The following is an 18,337-nucleotide window of genomic DNA, read 5'->3' as shown; positions in this document are numbered from 1 at the left end:
GAGGGCAAGCCGATGAGCAGATCCACCCCTTTGTCGAACCGTATCGAGAATTGGTTGCCACGGCTGGTGTTGGCGCCCAGCCTCTTGGTTGTGCTGGTTGCGGTCTACCTGTTCATCTGCTGGACGGGTTGGATTTCGCTCTCGTCTTCCATGATCGTGCCGAAATACGATTTCGTCGGCCTGAACCAGTATGTCCGTCTGTGGTCGACGCCGCGCTGGCACACGGCGGTGTTCAACCTGTTCGTCTTTTCAACGCTGTTCCTGGCACTGACCACCGGTCTCGGACTGTTGATGGCAATCCTTCTCGATCAGAAGATCCGCGTTGAAGGCACATTGCGGGCGATTTTTCTCTATCCGATGGCGCTGTCCTTCATCGTCACCGGCACGGCCTGGAAGTGGATTCTCAACCCCGCTCTGGGCGTGCAGAAAGTGGTCAATGATCTGGGCTGGACCAGCTTCGTGTTTGACTGGATCGCACAGCCGACCTTCGCGATCTATTGCGTGGTGATTGCCGCTGTATGGCAATCGACCGGCTTCGCCATGGCGATCTTTCTGGCGGGCCTGCGCGGCATCGACAATTCGGTCATCAAGGCCGCCCAGATCGAGGGTGCAAGCCTGCCGCGGATCTACCGGACCATCGTCGTGCCGATGCTGCGCCCCGCCTTCCTGAGCGTGATCGTCCTGCTCAGCTATATCGCAATCAAGAGCTTCGATCTCATTCTGGCGCTAACCAACACCGGCCCCGGTTCCGCAACCGAAATGCCTTCCACCTTCATGTACTCCGCCACCTTCCGGCGTGACCAGATGGGCGTCGGTGCAGCCAGTGCGATGATGATGCTCATGACCGTCGCCGCGATCATCGTTCCGTATCTCTATTCAGAGCTGAAGGAGACCCGCGATGGCCACTAATACCGCGTCCTTGGCCACCAATCCCGCGCTCTTGGCTACTAAAGCCGCATCCTCCCGTCGGCAGCATCGAATCGGTCGTGCCGTCATCTACGGCAGCCTGTTCTTCATGGCCGCGTTCTACCTGATGCCGCTGTGGGTGATGATCACCACTTCGGTGAAGCATCTGGACGAGATCTATGCCGGCTCTTTTATCGGTCTGCCGCAGCAAATCACCTTCGACGCCTGGCGCACCGCCTGGTCGGAGGCTTGCAACGGGACCGCCTGCAAAGGACTGAAACCCTATTTCATCAACTCGCTGCTGTTGACGATCCCGGCCGTGATCATGTCGACCGGCATCGGCGCGATCAACGGCTACGTCATTACCAAATGGCGGTTTCCCGGCTCAAACGTGATTTTCGGGCTGCTGTTGTTCGGTTGCTTCCTGCCTTTTCAAGCCGTGATTCTTCCCATGGCGCAAACTTTGGGAATCCTTGGTCTCGCCGGGTCTCTGCCGGGGCTCGTTCTGGTCCACACGGTCTACGGCATCGCGTTCACGACACTCTTCTTCCGCAACTATTTCGTCAGCATTCCCGATGAACTTGTCAGGGCGGCGAAGATCGACGGTGCCGGCTTCATCAGGATCTTCGTATCGATCATGCTGCCGGCGGCCCTGCCGATCATCGTCGTGTCCTGCATCTGGCAGTTCACCCAGATCTGGAACGACTACCTGTTTGGTGCCTCATTCACCGCCGGTGAGAATGCCCCCATCACCGTAGCCCTCAACAACATCGTCAACGTCTCGATGGGGCGCAAGGAATACAACGTCGACATGGCTGCCGCCATGATCGCCGCGCTGCCGACCCTTTTTGTCTACGTCGTCGCTGGACGATATTTCGTGCGCGGCCTTACCGCCGGCGCCGTGAAAGGCTGATGCTATGTCAACTCTTGAAATCGATCGTGCCCGCAAGCTTTATGGTGACCTCGAAGTTCTGAAAGAGGTCAGCATCTCCATCGGAACCGGTGACTTCCTGGTACTGCTCGGCCCTTCGGGCTGCGGCAAGTCCACCCTGCTCAACATGATCGCGGGCCTGGAAGAGATATCGGGCGGAGAAATCCGTATCGCCGGCAAGGTCGTCAACGACCTCTCGCCGAAAGACCGGGATATCGCGATGGTGTTCCAGTCCTACGCGCTGTACCCCACGATGACCGTGCGCCAGAACATCGAGTTCGGCATGAAGATACGCGGAGTGTCGCAGGCCGAGCGGGATAAAGCCGTGAAGACCGCGGCCGACCTGCTCCAGATGACACATCTTTTGGAGAGGAAGCCGTCGCAACTGTCCGGTGGCCAGCGACAGCGTGTAGCGATGGGTCGCGCGATCGTGCGGCAACCCAAGCTGTTCTTATTCGACGAACCTCTCTCCAACCTGGACGCCAAGTTACGCGTCGACATGCGCACGGAGATCAAGCGTCTCCACGCACGATTGGGAACAACCATCGTATACGTCACCCACGACCAGATCGAGGCCATGACGCTCGCAACGCGCGTCGCCGTGATGAAGGACGGCGTGGTCCAGCACCTCGACGATCCGCAGTCGGTCTACGACCGGCCGGCAAACGTGTACGTGGCCAAGTTCGTTGGCTCGCCATCGATGAACATCATTCCGGCGAAGCTCGAGGTGAAAGAAGGTCGCGCGGTGGCTGTGATCGACATCCCTGGAGCGGCGCCAACTCAACTCGCCGGAATTCCGGTCTCATCGCAGGCGGCTGCCAAATACGCCGGGCGCAGTGTCCTTGTCGGGATCCGTCCTGAACTTTTCAGCGTCGCCGGCGCGCAGTCTGCGGAAAAGTTGTCTGTAAACATCGACGTTGTCGAGCCCACCGGACCCGACACGCTTGCCCTGTTCCAGGCAGGCGGCGTCGAGGTCACGGCGCGCGTGCCACCCCGGGCCGTCGCAGCCCGCACGCCCGCGACCCTCGCTGTCGAAACTGCCAAGATCGTGCTGTTCGATGCTGAGACCGAACAACGCATAGATTGAGGCGCCGACTTGGATCAGACAGCAGATATCGTCATCATCGGGTCGGGGATAGGAGGCGCGTCCCTGGCCTACAGCCTTGCCGATAGCGGCAGGCGCATCGTGATCCTGGAACGAGGCGAGCACCTGCGGGATACCCCCGAAGCGCGCGATGATAAGGCGATATTCCTCAAGGGATTTTACCGGTCGACTGAGGAGTGGGTGGGCACCGACGGCGAGGCCTTCCTGCCGGGCAATTATTACTATGTCGGCGGCAATTCCAAGTTCTTTGGCGCGGTCTTGTACCGCTACAGACAGGAAGATTTCTCGCCTCGCCCGCACATGGATGGCGCCTCGCCAGGGTGGCCAATCACCTATAACGAACTCGAGCCGTGGTACGAGCGGGCCGAGACGATCTTCAAGGTGCGCGGCGATGCCTCACAGGATCCGACCGAGCCGCCGCGCTCAAGCCCCTACCGCTTTCCCCCGGTGCAGGACGAGCCGGCCATCGCCGCTGTGCGGGCTCGCCTGAACGGGGCAGGAGTGCACCCCTCCAGTCTTCCTCTGGCCATCGACATCGATGAATGGCTTCGCCGCGCCAAGACCGGATGGGATGCGTTTCCCAATACCGGATCCGGCAAGATCGATGCCGAGGCCGGCCCGCTGGCGGCGGCGCTCAAGCATGGCAATGTCAGCCTCTTGACTGGGGCCAATGTCTTGCGCCTGGAGACTGATCCGGCCGGTCAGCAGGTGATTGCCGCGGTGTTTGTGAAGGATGGCGTTGAGCAGCGCATCAGCGCTGGCGTTTTCGCCGTTGCGGCCGGCGCCGTCCAGACCGCGGCGCTGCTGTTGCGGTCTGCCAATGCCGCGCACCGGCGCGGGCTGGCCAACGGCTCCGACCAACTCGGCCGCAATTTCATGAACCACAACACCACCGCCATGCTGGCGATCGATCCGCTATCCGCTAATACATCGGTTTATCAGAAGACGCTTGCGTTCAACGACTTCTACAATGCCGATCCGGAGACCGGATTTCCGCTGGGAAACGTCCAGTTGCTTGGACACATTACGGGAAACATCCTGAAGGCCAACGCACCATTGCTGCCGCGCTGGCTGGCCGGACTGATTGCCCGCAATTGCTATGGCTGGTTCCTGACCAGCGAGGACCTGCCCAATCCCGACAGCCGCGTCACGGTCAGCAACGGCCGCATCGTCATGCATTGGGTGCGCAGCAACATGCGGGCGCACGAGACCCTCATCCGCAAAACGCGTCACATCATGCGCACGGCTGGCTTCCCCATCGTGCTCACCCGAACCTTCGGCAGGAAGACGACCTCGCATCAGTGCGGCACCGCTAGACTTGGAAACGATCCGCAGACGTCGGTCGTGTCCACGGATTGCCGTTCGCACGAAATCTCAAACCTCTATGTAACCGATGCTTCGGTGCTGCCTACATCGGCGGCTGTGAATCCCGCACTGACCGTCGCGGCCCTCGCCATCAAAGCTGGCGCCGCAATAAAGCAGAGGTGAAGGCGTCGCCTGCGGTCGTCAAGCCGATCTGCTGTCCAGAGGCAAGTGATGAGGCGGTGCGTCGTGCCGGGATTTTGTGCTGAGAGAGGTAGCAATCATGTTTGTCGAACGCATCGAATCCGATCTGATCGGACCGCTCGCTATCCCTGGCAATGTGCTCTACGGCGTGCACACCCGTCGGGCGGAACAGAACTTTGATGTATCCGGGCTGCGCCTGAGGGATTTCCCCGAGCTCATCCAGTCGATGGCCATGGTGAAAAAGGCCGCCGGCCTGGCGAACATGGAACTCGGCCTGCTTTCGCCCGAAAAGACAGAGGCCATATCGGACGCCTGTGACGAACTGATCGGACTCCGTGCGATCGAAGAGAATTTCCCCGTGGACATGATGCAGGGCGGAGCCGGCACGTCCACGAACATGAACGTCAACGAAGTTGTGACGAACCTGGCCTTGATCAAGCTCGGCGCAGCCGTTGGCGACTATACAAGACTCCACCCCAACGACGACGTAAACCTCTCCCAGTCGACCAACGATGTGTATCCGACCGCGATCCGCCTCACTGTGCTGCGAGCCTGCGAGGGGCTGGTATCCGCACAGGTCGGTTTGCGTGAGGCCTTCCGCGCGAAAGCGCTGCAGCACGCAAATGCTCTGAAGGTCGGCAGAACTCAGCTTCAGGATGCCGTTCCGATGACAGTCGGGCAGGAGTTCGGGGCCTTTGCCGAACTGATCGACGAGGACATCATCCAGCTTCAATCGGCATCGAGGTTGTTGCTGGAAATCAACCTCGGCGGATCGGCGATCGGCACGTCGATCAACGTGCCCCGCGAATTCCCCGGCATCGTTTGCCGTCATCTGTCGCAGATATCCGGAATCCAGCTTATCGCCGCGCGCAACTTTATCGAGGCAACGTCCGACACCGGCGGGTTTGTCTCCTTTTCAGGCATGCTGAAGCGCATTGCGGTCAAGCTGACCAAGATCTGCAACGATCTGCGTCTTCTGAGCAGCGGACCGCTCGGCGGCCTTGGGGAGATTCGTTTGCCGCCGGTACAGGCCGGCTCTTCCATCATGCCTGGCAAGATCAACCCGGTCATTCCGGAGATGATGAATCAGCTCAGTTTCCAGGTCATTGGGAATGATCTTGCCGTAACGCTCGCCGCGAGCGCCGGGCAGCTCCAGTTGAATGCGATGGAGCCGGTGATCGTCTTGAATATCCTGCAGTCCATGCGGTTGTTGACCAAAGGAATGCGGATTTTCAAAGAGCGCTGCATCGACGGGATCGAAGTCAATGAGGATCGCTGCAAAGCCTTGCTGGACCAATCCCTTGCTTTGGCCACGCCGTTGGCGAAGCTCATCGGCTACAGCAAGGCTGCCGAATTGTCGAAGCGCGCTTTGGCTGGCAAGAGAAATTTGCGCCAAGTCGTTGAAGACGAGGGTGTTCTGCTGCCTGAACAAATTGAGCAGATATTCGGTAACAGTGCCGAGTTCGCGGGTCTCTCGAACGCCGCCTCGGCTTGAAGCGCAATCGGCCTCGCTGCGATAAACGATAGAGAAGGAAAAGGCCGGCGCCCTGCGCGTCGGGTGGCGGTCAGACAATCATCGACTCTTGTTCGACTGTGTTGCCTGATGTTTCGGTGAGTGATATCGTTGTTTGGCAGGTGTAAAATACGAGTCGCTTCACCCATTGTCGAGGTTTCCCGTTCGGGCATTGGGGCAGCGGGACCGCTTCAGCACTGAATATCTCTGATTGAGCGCTTGCTGACTTAGGCAACGGCCAATTTTGCTGGCGTCTGCCCATGCCTCATTCGGAGTTGGCTAGTTGACAGAACCATCACAAAATTTGACCGAGAAAGTCCGTTTCGACGCTGTTGATCGGACGATGGCGATCCTGCGCGTCCTTGAGAAGGCGGAAGGGCCATTGTCTCTATCCGCGATCGCCAGGGAGGTTGACCTCGGTAAACCAACGACGTTGCGATATCTGGCAAGCTTGGTCGGCCATGGGGTCATCGAGCGCGTCGACGGAAATGGCTACACGTTGGGTATCGACCTGTTTATGCTGGGACAGAAAGCGTTGCACCGCCGTGACATTCGCGCCGTGGCTCGCCCTTATCTGCAGAAATTGTATGAACACTTCAATGAAACCATAAACTTGGCACTGCTAGTCCGCCAGGAAGTCGTGGTCGTCGACAGTATCGAGACAACACAGATGCTGAGGCAGGGCGGGGCGGTTGGTTCAGTGAATCCCTGGCATGCGTCATCCCTGTCCAAAAGCATATTGGCGTGGCTCGATCGCGGCGAGGCCAACCGGTTGCTTCAGCGGTGCAGTTTTGACCGTTACACGCCGCGGACATTGACCAGCGCAGCCAAGGTCCTGGCCGAATTGCCGGAGATCGTCGAACTTGGTTACGCCGTGGACAATGAAGAGGCCACGATAGGCAGCAGGTGTGTCGGGGCAGCGATATTCGATGCCTCGGGTCGACCGATCGGAGCAATTAGCATCTCCGGTCCGACGACCCGCGTTGTTGACGATGCGATCCCGTCCGTGGGGGCCCATCTGGTCGAGGTTACTGCGCAACTGTCGCGAGCAATTGGATTCCACGGCAGAAGGGATTCCCGCGTCGGCGCTTGAGAATCGGACGCCATCGCTAGCGGAAAAATCGCGTACTGTAGAGAGGCGGGATCGTCTACCTCGAGAGTGAGACGACCCGCCCAGAAAATCTTCTTATCGCAGTCCGGCGACCCTGAGAGCGTCGTCGATGGCCGCTTTATCAGTTTCGCCAATCCGGTCCAGCGGACGGATGGGCGTCCCGACATCCCGGCCAAGCATGCCGATCGCGTACTTTATGCGGGTGGGAAAATTGGTTGCCTGACTGACTTCGCGGCAAATCGGGCCGATGGCTTTGGTCAACTGCATCGCTTCTGCGATATTGCCGTCCTTGAACGCCCGATAGATATCGACGTTCTGCTTCGGCAATACCGCGTGAACGCCGCAGATCGAAGCCTCCGCGCCCATCACATAGCCGGCAAGTGTGATCGGGTCATAGCCGGCAGCTATAGTCACGTGATCGCCGACAGTCTGCACAAGCTCCCCTATGTTCTGGAATACACACTTGATTGCAATGACTTCAGGCAGGCGAGCAATCGTCTTCAAGAGATCGACGGAATAATTGAAGTGGTCGTAAAAGACGATTGGCAACTCGGATGCGGCAGCCACATCTGTGATAAATGCAAGCGCCGATTCGTCTGTCATGCCGTTGTAAGTCGGTGGGCAGAGTAGCAACGCGGCGGCGCCTGCCTCTTTCGCAAGCAGAGACCGGTGAATGGCGTCCTTGGTCGTATCGGGGATGATGCCGGCGATGACGCGCAGATTGCTCTTGGTCGTCGCGGTGCGGATCAAGGTCGCCAGCTCCTCGGCGTTCAGCTCGTTGCCGGATCCGGTGCTGCCGCCAATGATGATTACCCTGATGCCGGATGCTTCCATGAACGAAAGTTCGCGTTCAAAGCAATCGAAATCGATTGTCTCATCGCGGTTAAACGGCGTGACGATCGGTGTAATAACGCCTCTGACTTCTTCGCGCCTTAGTGCTTCAACCATTTGCATTTCCTGCTGAGAGGGATCGTTGTGAAACCAGCGGACCGCTCGGCCCCGGCGTCGATGATGTGCTCGGGCGGTCGCCAATGTTTCATTCAATGAAACTGTATATTGACTAGCGCAAAATCGCTCTGCCGTGGAGCCTTTGTCAAGAAGAATTTCGATGAGTGATTCTGCCGGAAATTTTCGGCTATCGCAGTGGCTGCGCCTTTGTGCATCACATAGCGTCAGTTTCCTGCCGAGTGCGCAATTGCTGGCACTGTTCCGTTGTATGAACCTCTATACCGGTGAGCGGAAAACCTACATGGCGAGCTTACCGGGGCAGGCGCGGGACGCAGGTTGCAAGCGCTCTGTACTCATCGCAATTCGGAGATAGTTGGGGAGAGGAAATGCGTAGTCGGACTCTGTTACTGGCCGCCGCCATATGCGGCATGATGTCTGCCACGGCCCAAGCGGAAGAAAAGTCCATTGAGGTCATTCACCATTGGGTGTCCGACAGCGAAGTGGCCGCGGTCAATACGATCAAGCAGGAGCTGGAAAAGCGCGGTGTCATCTGGAAGGACGCCGCTATAGGTGGAGCAAATGGTGTCAATGCGGAGCAATCGCTCCGCGCACGAATCGTCGCCGGCAACCCACCGGGCGCGATGCAGATGCTGGGCTACGACGCCTCGACCTGGGCCAAGGAAGGCGTTCTGCGGGACCTGACCGATTTGGAAACCGCGAATGGCGGCGCTGACTTGATCCCGCCCGACTATAAGCGTCTTGCGGCGCCCGACGGCAAGTGGGTCGAGGTGCCGATCAATCTGCATCGTTCCAACTGGATCTGGGCAAACAAGAAGGCGTTCGACGCCGCGGGTATAGGCATTCCGAAAACCTGGGACGAGCTCATCGCGTCGGGCGAAAAGTTGCGCAAGGCGGGTATCATCCCTCTGGCAGCCAGCGACGAGGCATGGCAGGTCGCCAAAATCTTCGACAGCCTTATCATCGATTTGAATGGACCCGAGTTTTACACGCGGGTCGCGCTCAAGGTTGACGACAAGGCCATTCGCAGCCCGGAAATGGTCAAGGTTTTCGAAAAGCTGCGCCAGGTAAGGGGTCTCGTCGACGACAATTTTGTCGGCCGTGACTGGGCTGTTGCGAGTGAAATGGTGGCGAGCGGTAAAGCCGGCATGCAGATCATGGGAGATTGGGCGAAGGGCGAGTTTCTCGCAAAGAACCTGAAGCCCGGCGTGGACTTCCTGTGTTTCCCGACCCCCACGTCAACGCCGAATTTCCTTTGGGCGATGGACTCGTTCAGCATGTTCGAGACCACCGATCCGAACCTTCGGGCCGCGCAGGACGAACTGGTCAAGGTGATCCTCGATCCGGAAGTGCAGATAAAGTTCAACTTGATCAAGGGGTCGATCCCGCCTCGGCTCGGTGTCGACATGTCGAAGTTTGACGAATGCGCCAAGCAGGCCGCAGCGGACCTCAAGACGGCGATCGACAACAGATCGTTCCTCGGCACCCTGTCTGGCGGCTATGCCGCCGAACCTCAATTCGCTGCGATTTTCAAGGAAGTTGCAGGGAAGTTCTTCGTGTCGGACATGAGCGCGCAAGATGCGGTGACGCTTCTCGCGGACGAAATCGATAACGCTCGTTAGGCGTGATTGACAACGACCGGAAGGCCGCCGATGGCCTTCCGGCTGGCGTTCTGCTTGAACCTGAATTGGCCGGGCAATTCGAGGAATGACATGGTTCGAAGGACGGATATCAAGCGATACTTCGCCGCCCAGTTGCCAAAAATCGTTCTGGCTCCGAGCGGATTGATTATACTCGTAATTACGTACGGATTCATCGCGTGGACTGCAAGTATTTCGCTTAGTTCATCCAGGGTGATGCCGATATACGATTTTGTGGGTCTGGAGCAGTTCATCCGTCTTTGGTCGACCCCGCGGTGGTACATAGCCGTCAAGAACTTGTTTATCTTCTCGGCACTCTACCTGTCGATCGCGACTTTCTTTGGCCTTTTCATCGCCATTCTCCTCGATCAGCGGATTCGGGCGGAAGGCTTTCTCAGAACCGTCTTCCTCTATCCGATGGCGCTGTCATTCATCGTTTCCGGCGTCGCCTGGAAATGGGTCTTGAACCCCGGTCTCGGCATCCAGAATGTGGTTCGGAGCTGGGGCTGGACCTCCTTCACATTCGATTGGCTGGTGAATCCCAACTACGCCCTCTACACCGTCGTCATTGCCGCGGTATGGCAGTCGTCCGGCTTCGCGATGGCCATTTTTCTCGCCGGCCTGAGGGGGATCGACAATTCGATCATAAAAGCCGCTCAGATGGAGGGCGCTTCTCAGGTCCGCATCTATGTCAGCGTCGTCGTGCCGATGCTTCGACCGGCGTTTCTCAGCGTCGTCGTCCTGCTTGGCCAGATCGCCATCAAGACGTTCGACCTCACATTCGCCCTGACGAATGGCGGGCCGGGCGGGGCAACCGAGATGCCGTCGATGTTCATGTTTTCCGCGACGTTCGAAAGAAACCAGATGGCAGTCGGCGCGGCGAGCGCGATGATGATGCTGGCCGCGGTGGTGGCGATTATCGTTCCGTATCTTTACACCGAACTTCGGAAGCCAGCCAATGATCATTAAGATGCGCAAATTCGAGCGCTACGGCGGCAGGCTGTTTGTCTATGGCTGCCTGGCTTTCCTGGCTACGCTCTACCTGGTGCCGCTCTGGGTCATGTTGATTACGTCGTTCAAGCCACTGGATGAAATCTATTCCGGCTCGCTTATCGGCCTCCCAAAGCAATTCACGTTCGAAGCGTGGTCGAAAGCCTGGAGTACGGCTTGTATCGGCACCAACTGTGTCGGCCTTTCGCCCTTCTTTCTGAACTCGCTGATCATTACTGTCCCGGCGGTTTTCGTGTCCACGGCCATCGGCGCCATCAATGGCTACACGCTGGCCAAGTGGAAATTCCGCGGATCAGACCTTTTCTTCGCCTTCATGTTGTTTGGGTGCTTCCTTCCGCTGCAAGCGGTCCTGCTGCCTATTGCACGAGTGCTCGGCATGTTGCATTTGTCGGGGTCCACCGCGGGCCTCATACTGGTTCACACGGTCTATGGTATCGCATTCACGACAATGTTTTTCAGGAACTACTTTGTCTCGTTCCCTGATGAGTTGACCAAGGCGGCTTTGGTCGACGGCGCTGGCTTCTTCAGGATATTCTTCAGCATTGCCCTGCCTACGGCCATTCCTATCGCCGTTGTGTGCTGCATCTGGCAGTTCACGTCGATATGGAACGATTTCCTGTTTGGCGTATCGTTTTCCGCCGGTGGAAGTTCACCGATCACTGTTGCATTGAACAACGTCGTGAACGTAACCCTTGGGCGCAAGCAGTATAACGTGGACATGGCGGCGGCACTGATAGCCGCGCTTCCGACGCTGATCGTCTATGTCCTGTCCGGAAGGTACTTCGTCCGGGGCCTGACGGCCGGCGCGGTCAAAGGATAATCGCGCCGCCAACAGCCAGCCTGCGATCTCTCCAACCGGTCAAATGAGCCAGCACAGGCATACTCAGTCGATGGGATTTCCAATGTCAGTGTCGAAGCAGCCGCTGCCGACTGCCTTTGTCCAAGAGATCGCAAAGCTGCTTGTCGACCGCTTCACCACCAACACGGCGCTCAGGCAGCAGCACTGCGGTGGAGAGGGGTTCCACGCGGTTGAAGCACCAGACGCCGTCTGCTTTGCCGAGAGCGAAGCGGAGGTCGCGGCGATCCTCAAGAACGCCAATGCCCATCGCGTAGCGGTCATTCCCTTCGGAGCCGGAACGTCGTTGGAAGGCCATTTGAGCGCCGTCCACGGCGGAGTAAGCCTAGATGTCAGCCGCATGAATCGAATACTTGCTGTGCATCCCGACGATCTGGACGTGGTCATCGAACCTGGCGTTACGCGACAGGCGCTTGATAGGCATCTGAAGGATCTGGGGCTGTTTTTCCCCATCGATCCCGGCGCGGAGGCAACGATTGGCGGGATGGCAGCTACGCGTGCGTCCGGCACCAATGCCGTGCGCTATGGAACGATCCGCGAGAACGTACTGTCCTTGCGTGTGGTATTGCCCGATGGGCGGGTCATCAAGACGGGGAGCCGGGCTCGGAAATCGTCGACAGGCTACGACCTGACCAAGCTTTTCATCGGCTCGGAAGGCACTCTCGGCATCATCACGCAACTCACCATCCGCGTGCATGGCGTCCCAGAGGAGACGGTTGCGGCCGTGTGCGGCTATCCATCTTTAAAGGCCGCGGTCGATACGGTCACTCAAATAATTCAGCTGGGCTTGCCGATTGCGCGAGCGGAGTTGATGGACGAGCCGGCCATGCGGGCATGCGTCGAGTACTTCAAGCTCGATTATGAAATACGGCCTACCTTGTTTTTCGAATTCGCCGGCGCGTCCCAAGCCGTTGCCGAACAGATAGCCACTGTCGGGGCGATATCCACGGAAATGGGCGGAGGCGAGTTTCGCTGGGCCAGGGATCAGGAGAGCCGGGCTGCGCTGTGGCGCGCGCGCCATCGCATGCACAATGCCTTGTTGGCCAGCCGGCCCGGCGCGAAAGTGATGCCGACGGATGCTTGTGTGCCGATCTCCCGCCTGACCGAATGTGTCGTGGAAACCAAGGCCGACATCGAAACGGCCCCGTTCTTCGTGTGTCTGAACGGACATGCGGGAGACGGGAACTTCCACCTTGGTCTGGTGATCGATCCGGATAGCCAGGAAGAATACGAGATCGCGAGCGGCATCAGTTCCCGCTTGGCCTATCGCGCCCTGGCAATGGAAGGGACCTGCTCCGGGGAACATGGCATAGGATTGGGCAAACTCAGATACATGGAAGCCGAACATGGGCCAGCCCTGGACATCATGCGCGCTATCAAGGGTCTTTTTGACCCGAACGGCATCATGAATCCCGGCAAACTCATTCCCGGGTTGGCTCCGCGGGGCTCAACAACGTCGTAAGCCGGCAGGGATGTAATTAATAGGCGTCTGGATGCTCACGGCGCGGTTCTAGAACCCGGGTCGCGCCCACTTTGCAGGCTGTAAGATATAGCGATTGAAAGCTGGGGGCCGAGGACGCTTCCGGCAAATCCGCGATGCGTGGACTCAAAATCCAAGCAGTCGGGTAGCATCAGTCAGGTCGGGAAGGGGCAGGACTTCTTCCGGGAAATTCGTTGGCGATGGGCCGTTGCGGATTCCCAGGAACGGTATTCCCAGTTCTATCGCAGCCGAACATTCGGTGATGGAATCGCCGACAGCCACCACCGTTTCCCGGGCCAGGCCCAAGGCAAGGATCCGGGTAAAAGCCTCATGCTTTTTGGTAGGCGCGCCGATGACGATTTCGAAATAGGAATCCAGGGCGCGTTGTCGGACGATCTCGACAAGTTCTTCCTGTGGCGTACCCGAGACGACAAAAAGCCGAGAGTGATCGCGAGCCGCATCCAGCAGCGATCTGGCTCCCGGAATGAAAGGTGCGGAAAGTACCTTCTTGAAGACGATATCCGTGAACCTTTGGGATAGGAAAGAAAGCCTCTCCTCGGTCGGCTCCTGGCCGAGTATCGTTTTGTCAAAATGTTTGAACTTTTCCCGGCGCGATACGCCTCCATGCATGCGCTGATAATCCAGGATGAAAGCAGCCCATTCTTCGCCGTGCCCGGAATAGATTTCTGCAAAAGCCTGAGCCTTGATCTCGGCCGAATCCAAGATGACGCCGTCGAAATCGAAAATTATTGCCGCAGGGCGGGCCGGAAGAAGTGTCTTATGGGGCAACGCCTTACCTCTTGATCACACTGTTTCCGGGGCAGCAGCGCCGATGGTCTACACGGCGCTGGCGAGGCGCAGTTGCTTCAGGCCTCGTGGTGGGCAGGCGGATTTTCTCACGATTAGATGAGAGTCCAGCCGCACAAAGCGAGGAGACTCCCCTGTCGAGAGCGACATGTGAAGCATATCGGCGCTCAGGCGCCCCATCTCTTCGGCAGGTACGGCAATCGTCGTCAGCGGCGGGTCCAACTGTGCAGCATACTCTGCGTCGTCGAACCCCACGACGGAGATATCCTGGGGAATGCGAATCCCAAGCCGGCGGCTTTCGCTGAGAGCACCGAAGGCAACCACGTCGGTATTGCAAACCAATGCGGTTGTGTCGGGATATTTATCCAGCAGGGCGCGCATCGCTTCGGCGCCGTCGCGAATGGTAAAGTCGCGAATAATAATGTTCTCCTCACCCTCCAGTTGCCTCGCCGCGATGAAATCCCTGTAGGCGGCAATTCGGGTGCGCTGACGATCGCTCCCCTTAGGACTGCCGGCGATCATGGCAAAATTTCTATGACCAAGATCCGCGAGATATTCCATCGCGCTCTGGGTAGCGGCGTAGTTGTCGAAGCCGATGCAGGGCACGATCTCCTCTGGAATATAGGAGTAGGTCGTGACGACCGGAATATGCGGCTCCTTCAGGTAGCGCACCAATGCCGGATCCTCTATCGCGCCAACCAGCAGCAGCGCTTCGGCGCCGCGATCGACCAGCGTCTTGACCTTCTCGAACACGTTGGCGTGCTCGAAACCTGTCGTGGCGACAATCGTGATGTAGCCATGCTGGGCGAACGTATCCTGGAAGTGATTGATCATCTTTGCAAAGATGGCGTAGTCGAGCGTGGGAATGGCAGCGCCGACAATGTGTGTCTTGCGCGAACGAAGCGCCTTGGCGGCCGGATTGGCGGCGTAGCCGAGGCGTTGCGCGGTCGCCAGCACACGCCGGCGCACATCCTCGCTGACTACATCGGGCAGGTTGAAGGCTCTCGACACTGTCGCGACGGATACGCCTGCCTCCCGGGCAACATCGAACACACCAGCTCGTTTCTTGAGCCTTGGCTGTTTCGTCTTTTTACCGGGCATACGCCGCCACCGTGATCGTTGGTTTCATCTACCTTCAGCCTTTGTCTTCGACTTCGCCCGCCTTGACAAGTCTTAAAGCGCTTTTGGTGAAATCGTTTACATATTTCAAGAATGGCGCTTGACAAGGGGTAGCAGGGTCGTAAAAATGAAAACGTTTACACGATTTGGGAACGCTAAGGCGTACTCGTTTCGCCTTGCATGAAAACAGGAGGAGCAACAAGTGACCGCCCCGATCAGACTGCCCTTTTCCCGTCGCAGCTTTTTGAAGGCTTCCGCCGGTCTCGCCGCGGCGATGGCAGCGTATCGCGCTTCATCCGCCTATGCGGAGGAGGTGACACTCAACATCCTCAACAGCAACTCGGTGTGGGCCGGTGCCCTGACCGACCAGGTGGCGAAGGCCTATACGGCCGCAAAGATCACGGGGGAGTCCAACCCATATGAGTCCCACTACGAAAAAATGCTGATCGAACTCTCGCAGGGGTCGGAGACGTTCGACATCATCACCACCGACAGCCTCTGGGTTCGCCAGCCGCAGCGCAACAAGTGGGCGCCGACGATGGAAGACATCAAGGCCGCAACCCCGGGTCTTCCCGACATCAACTACGGGAACGTCACCGAAGGCTCGCTCCAGTACTCGATCTATCAGGGCAAGCACTACGGCCTGCCGCTTGCCATGACAATTCCTGTGTTCATCTATCGCCGGGACCTGTTCGAAAAGGCCGGCATCGACAAGGTGCCTGTCACCTGGGATGAGTATGTCGCGGCCGCCAAGAAGCTGCACAGTTCGGATGTGGCCGGAAACACTCTGTGTCTGGGAGGGCAGGACGCCCACATGTCCGGCGACTGGATGACCCGTGTCATGGGCATGACGAAGCTGGCGCCCACGGATGACGGTTGCTTCAACGATGCCAATGAACCCGTCTTCAATTCGGAAGGGCAGGGCGAGCATGCCATCGAGCGGCTGAAGGAGGTCTTGCAGTATTGCCCGCAGGGCGTGTCCGGGTTCGACTATCCTGAAGGCCAGTCGGCGATCGGCCAAGGCACGGCAGCCATGATCATATCCTGGTCGGACGCGCTCTCCGGAATTGAAAGTGGTCCGCATGCTGGCAAGTTCGGCTACGCCGTGGCGCCCACGGAGAAGTTCCAGCAGTCGATGATTGGCGGCTGGACCGTGGTGTTGAACGCCGCGAGCAAGAAGCAGGCCGAAGGCTACAAGTTCCTGGCTTGGCTTGCCGATGGTGGCTACAAATATTTCTCGGAGGCTGGCGAAACCTCGATTTGCTACAAGCCGGATCTGGAAAATCCCGAGATGATCAAGAAGATCCCCGGGCTCCATGTCTTCGAGGACTTCAAGACCCGTGGCACGCAGCCGATCGCTATCCCGCCGTATCGCCTCACCAACGCGGTGGAAGTGCAGCGGGCAATCTACGAGGAAGTCCTCGCCGGCGTGACCGGGCGAAAGACGCCCAAGACAGCCATGGTCGATGCCGTTGATCGAGCGGCTAAGCTCGTCAAGGGCTGAAGTCGCAGCACCGGTGCGTCGGGATATCCCGACGTTCGTTGAACAGGAAAGCGCCGCGGGCGGATGCCCGCGTGCGCCCTGGAGACCAAGGAAACATGACAGCCAGCTTAGAGAGTTTGCCAATCGCAAGCGACCGCGCTCAGCGCGCCGGGGAGCGCTACACGGGCATGGTCCTGCTTGCGCCGACCATGATCATCATGACTGTCGTCGGCCTGTTTCCGCTCCTCCACTCCCTCTACATGAGCATCACTGGCTACAGGCCGGCGGATCCTGACAAGTTTCAGGGATTTGTCGGTCTCGGCAACTATGCGGATGCGCTCACCGACGCCCAGTTCCTGCATTCAATCCTGCTGACGTTGCTGTTCACGGTGCTCTCGGTCGGACTGTCCCTCACCTTGGCGATTCTGCTGGCCCTGCTCTTCAACCTCAGGCTCAGGGGTTTCACCGTTCTAAGGACCATCATCATCGTGCCGATGCTGATCACGCCGATCGCGGTCGGCATCACATGGCGCATCATGATGATGCCCGACCTCGGGGTGCTCAACTACTTGCTCAGCCTCGCAGGTATCCCGCCGCAGCCGTGGGCCGGTGAGAAAATCAGCGCCATGGCTTCCATGGTGCTGGTCGACGTCTGGCAGTGGACGCCGTTCATGTTCCTCATCATCTTTGCCGGCCTGTCGGCGCTGCCGAAGAGCCCGTTTGAGGCAGCGGCAATTGACGGCGCCTCGCCCGTTCAGACCTTCTTCATGGTCACGCTTCCGATGCTGAAGCCGGTAATCGTCATCGCCAGTCTGCTGCGGATCGTCGACGCCATCCGAACCTACGATACCGTCTACATCATCACCCGAGGCGGGCCTGACTTCGCCACCGATCTGCTCAGCATCTATCTGGCGCGCGTCAATTTCCGTTTCTTCAATCTCGGATATGGCGCGGCACTGTCCTGGCTCACGCTGCTGATAATCCTGGCCGTGGTTCTGATCTTCGTGAAGTACACCGGCTTCATGCGCATGGTGAACGAAAAGGAGGCACGCTGATGTCGAGTTCGACTGCGCCACGTGGATCCCTCTTCGGCGGCATCGGCTACTATCTGCTGGCCCTGATCGCGACTGCTTTCTTCGCCTTTCCCATCGTCTGGATGACGCTGTCTTCGCTCAAGTCGGATGTCGACATATCGGCCTATCCGCCGAAATGGATCTTTTCGCCGACACTGGAGAGCTTTCGCAAGCTTTTCACCGAGCTGAATGCGATGGATGCCTTGATCAACAGCACCTTCATCGTATGCCTCGCCACGCTGTTTGCAATGATCGCAGGCACGCTCGCTGCCTACGGGCTGGCCCGGTTTGACGTGAAGAACAAGAACTTCATCGCCTTCGAGGTGCTGTCGATCCGCATGCTGCCGCCCATGGTGAGCGTCATCCCGCTGTTCATCATCGCCAAGCAACTCGGCATCTTCGACACACCGTGGCTGTTGATCGCCGTCTATACGCTGAACGGCTTGCCGTTCGTGGTCTGGGTCATGCGCGTCTTCATCCAGGAGATTCCGCAGTCGATCGAAGAGGCCGCGCTGATCGACGGTTGCAGCCGCTTCGAGTGTTCTGGCGCGTAACCTTGCCGCTGCTTTTGCCGGGCCTCGCGGCGACCATGGTCATCATCTTCATGTTCGCCTGGAACGAATTCCTGCTCGCCAGCATCCTGACCTCTTCGGAGGCGCGCACCTTGCCTGTGATCGCGGCCAGTTCGATCAAGGCCAAGGCCATATCGTGGGGGTTGGGATCGGCCGCGGGCGTGCTGATGTCGTCGCCGGTCGTCGTGCTCGTGCTGTTGATGCAAAAATACCTGGTCAGGGGTTTGACCCTCGGCGCCGTGAAGGGATGAGGAAGAG

General features: G+C 58.5%; 17 protein-coding genes. 14 read left to right on the top strand and 3 right to left on the bottom strand.

The annotated features are described in order from the left end of the window. Nucleotides 1-12 precede the first annotated feature (12 nt). From EN808_RS27055 to EN808_RS27030, 6 genes are all read left to right on the top strand, one after another. The gene (locus EN808_RS27055) at nt 13-909 is read left to right on the top strand and encodes a sugar ABC transporter permease (protein ID WP_127870960.1); all 897 of its coding nucleotides are present in this window, start codon (nt 13-15) and stop codon (nt 907-909) included. Next, nucleotides 899-1,819: a carbohydrate ABC transporter permease gene (locus EN808_RS27050; RefSeq protein WP_210235459.1), complete on the top strand. Its 921-nt coding sequence runs from the start codon at nt 899-901 to the stop codon at nt 1,817-1,819. The genes EN808_RS27055 and EN808_RS27050 overlap by 11 nt, the downstream gene beginning before the upstream one ends. A 4-nt stretch (nt 1,820-1,823) precedes the next feature. Continuing rightward, nucleotides 1,824-2,924 (top strand): sn-glycerol-3-phosphate ABC transporter ATP-binding protein UgpC, encoded by a 1,101-nt coding sequence (gene ugpC, locus EN808_RS27045; RefSeq protein WP_127870961.1) that lies wholly within the window; start codon nt 1,824-1,826, stop codon nt 2,922-2,924. Nucleotides 2,925-2,933: 9 nt separating this feature from the next. Further along, complete coding sequence (locus EN808_RS27040) at nt 2,934-4,430, top strand: GMC family oxidoreductase (RefSeq protein WP_135917238.1); 1,497 nt, start codon at nt 2,934-2,936, stop codon at nt 4,428-4,430. Between the two features lie 97 nt (nt 4,431-4,527). Then, entirely contained in the window at nt 4,528-5,943 is a 1,416-nt protein-coding gene (locus EN808_RS27035) for an aspartate ammonia-lyase (RefSeq protein ID WP_135917237.1), read from the top strand. Nucleotides 5,944-6,244: 301 nt separating this feature from the next. Next, a complete protein-coding gene (locus EN808_RS27030; RefSeq protein ID WP_245525131.1) occupies nt 6,245-7,054 on the top strand; it encodes an IclR family transcriptional regulator in 810 nt (269 codons plus the stop codon). Between the two features lie 93 nt (nt 7,055-7,147). Here the strand turns inward: EN808_RS27030 and EN808_RS27025 are convergent, their stop codons facing one another. After that, nucleotides 7,148-8,020, bottom strand: a complete 873-nt coding sequence (locus tag EN808_RS27025; RefSeq protein WP_167531282.1) for a dihydrodipicolinate synthase family protein — start codon at nt 8,018-8,020, stop codon at nt 7,148-7,150. 386 nt (nt 8,021-8,406) lie between these two features. On the opposite strand from EN808_RS27025, the gene EN808_RS27020 reads away from it, so the two are divergent. The 4 genes from EN808_RS27020 to EN808_RS27005 all read left to right on the top strand — a co-directional run bounded on the left by EN808_RS27020 (nt 8,407) and on the right by EN808_RS27005 (nt 13,007). Beyond that, nucleotides 8,407-9,660, top strand: coding sequence for an ABC transporter substrate-binding protein (locus tag EN808_RS27020; protein ID WP_127870965.1), 1,254 nt, complete (start codon nt 8,407-8,409; stop codon nt 9,658-9,660). A 90-nt stretch (nt 9,661-9,750) separates the two neighbouring features. Further along, nucleotides 9,751-10,647, top strand: a complete 897-nt coding sequence (locus tag EN808_RS27015; RefSeq protein ID WP_127871042.1) for a sugar ABC transporter permease — start codon at nt 9,751-9,753, stop codon at nt 10,645-10,647. Next, nucleotides 10,637-11,509 (top strand): carbohydrate ABC transporter permease, encoded by an 873-nt coding sequence (locus tag EN808_RS27010; protein WP_127870966.1) that lies wholly within the window; start codon nt 10,637-10,639, stop codon nt 11,507-11,509. The genes EN808_RS27015 and EN808_RS27010 overlap by 11 nt, the downstream gene beginning before the upstream one ends. Before the next feature lie 82 nt (nt 11,510-11,591). Continuing rightward, complete coding sequence (locus EN808_RS27005) at nt 11,592-13,007, top strand: FAD-linked oxidase C-terminal domain-containing protein (RefSeq protein WP_210235458.1); 1,416 nt, start codon at nt 11,592-11,594, stop codon at nt 13,005-13,007. A 144-nt stretch (nt 13,008-13,151) separates the two neighbouring features. Here EN808_RS27005 and EN808_RS27000 read toward each other — a convergent pair whose 3' ends face one another. Further along, nucleotides 13,152-13,814 carry an HAD hydrolase-like protein gene (locus tag EN808_RS27000; protein WP_135917236.1) on the bottom strand — a complete coding sequence of 221 codons (663 nt, stop codon included), beginning with the start codon at nt 13,812-13,814 and terminating at the stop codon, nt 13,152-13,154. A gap of 48 nt (nt 13,815-13,862) precedes the next feature. Next, complete coding sequence (locus tag EN808_RS26995) at nt 13,863-14,933, bottom strand: LacI family DNA-binding transcriptional regulator (RefSeq protein ID WP_127870969.1); 1,071 nt, start codon at nt 14,931-14,933, stop codon at nt 13,863-13,865. Between the two features lie 220 nt (nt 14,934-15,153). Between EN808_RS26995 and EN808_RS26990 the strand changes: the two genes are divergently transcribed. The 4 genes from EN808_RS26990 (at nt 15,154) to EN808_RS26975 (ending at nt 18,330) form a co-directional block, all read left to right on the top strand. Further along, nucleotides 15,154-16,455, top strand: a complete 1,302-nt coding sequence (locus tag EN808_RS26990; RefSeq protein ID WP_127870970.1) for an extracellular solute-binding protein — start codon at nt 15,154-15,156, stop codon at nt 16,453-16,455. A 95-nt stretch (nt 16,456-16,550) separates the two neighbouring features. Further along, nucleotides 16,551-17,489: a sugar ABC transporter permease gene (locus tag EN808_RS26985; RefSeq protein WP_127870971.1), complete on the top strand. Its 939-nt coding sequence runs from the start codon at nt 16,551-16,553 to the stop codon at nt 17,487-17,489. Next, the gene (locus EN808_RS26980; protein WP_135917235.1) at nt 17,489-18,061 is read left to right on the top strand and encodes a carbohydrate ABC transporter permease; all 573 of its coding nucleotides are present in this window, start codon (nt 17,489-17,491) and stop codon (nt 18,059-18,061) included. Before EN808_RS26985 ends, EN808_RS26980 begins: the two co-directional genes overlap by 1 nt. Continuing rightward, the gene (locus tag EN808_RS26975) at nt 18,046-18,330 is read left to right on the top strand and encodes an ABC transporter permease subunit (RefSeq protein WP_189524172.1); all 285 of its coding nucleotides are present in this window, start codon (nt 18,046-18,048) and stop codon (nt 18,328-18,330) included. Before EN808_RS26980 ends, EN808_RS26975 begins: the two co-directional genes overlap by 16 nt. Nucleotides 18,331-18,337: the final 7 nt, after the last annotated feature.

It is taken from the genome of Mesorhizobium sp. M8A.F.Ca.ET.165.01.1.1 (assembly GCF_004792065.1).
Classification (GTDB): domain Bacteria; phylum Pseudomonadota; class Alphaproteobacteria; order Rhizobiales; family Rhizobiaceae; genus Mesorhizobium.
Note: the sequence above shows the minus strand (reverse complement) of the source record. Positions and strands in the feature narration are given on the sequence as shown.

Excerpts from the sequence above, each read along its gene's own strand:
- EN808_RS26985 (WP_127870971.1), top strand. The coding sequence starts at position 16,551 with ATGACAGCCAGCTTAGAGAGTTTGCCAATCGCAAGCGACCGCGCTCAG.
- EN808_RS27020 (WP_127870965.1), top strand. The coding sequence starts at position 8,407 with ATGCGTAGTCGGACTCTGTTACTGGCCGCCGCCATATGCGGCATGATG.
- EN808_RS27005 (WP_210235458.1), top strand. The coding sequence starts at position 11,592 with ATGTCAGTGTCGAAGCAGCCGCTGCCGACTGCCTTTGTCCAAGAGATC.
- EN808_RS26980 (WP_135917235.1), top strand. The coding sequence starts at position 17,489 with ATGTCGAGTTCGACTGCGCCACGTGGATCCCTCTTCGGCGGCATCGGC.
- EN808_RS27010 (WP_127870966.1), top strand. The coding sequence starts at position 10,637 with ATGATCATTAAGATGCGCAAATTCGAGCGCTACGGCGGCAGGCTGTTT.
- EN808_RS26995 (WP_127870969.1), bottom strand. The coding sequence starts at position 14,933 with ATGCCCGGTAAAAAGACGAAACAGCCAAGGCTCAAGAAACGAGCTGGT.
- EN808_RS27035 (WP_135917237.1), top strand. The coding sequence starts at position 4,528 with ATGTTTGTCGAACGCATCGAATCCGATCTGATCGGACCGCTCGCTATC.
- EN808_RS27055 (WP_127870960.1), top strand. The coding sequence starts at position 13 with ATGAGCAGATCCACCCCTTTGTCGAACCGTATCGAGAATTGGTTGCCA.
- EN808_RS27050 (WP_210235459.1), top strand. The coding sequence starts at position 899 with ATGGCCACTAATACCGCGTCCTTGGCCACCAATCCCGCGCTCTTGGCT.
- EN808_RS27015 (WP_127871042.1), top strand. The coding sequence starts at position 9,751 with ATGGTTCGAAGGACGGATATCAAGCGATACTTCGCCGCCCAGTTGCCA.
- ugpC (WP_127870961.1), top strand. The coding sequence starts at position 1,824 with ATGTCAACTCTTGAAATCGATCGTGCCCGCAAGCTTTATGGTGACCTC.
- EN808_RS27025 (WP_167531282.1), bottom strand. The coding sequence starts at position 8,020 with ATGGTTGAAGCACTAAGGCGCGAAGAAGTCAGAGGCGTTATTACACCG.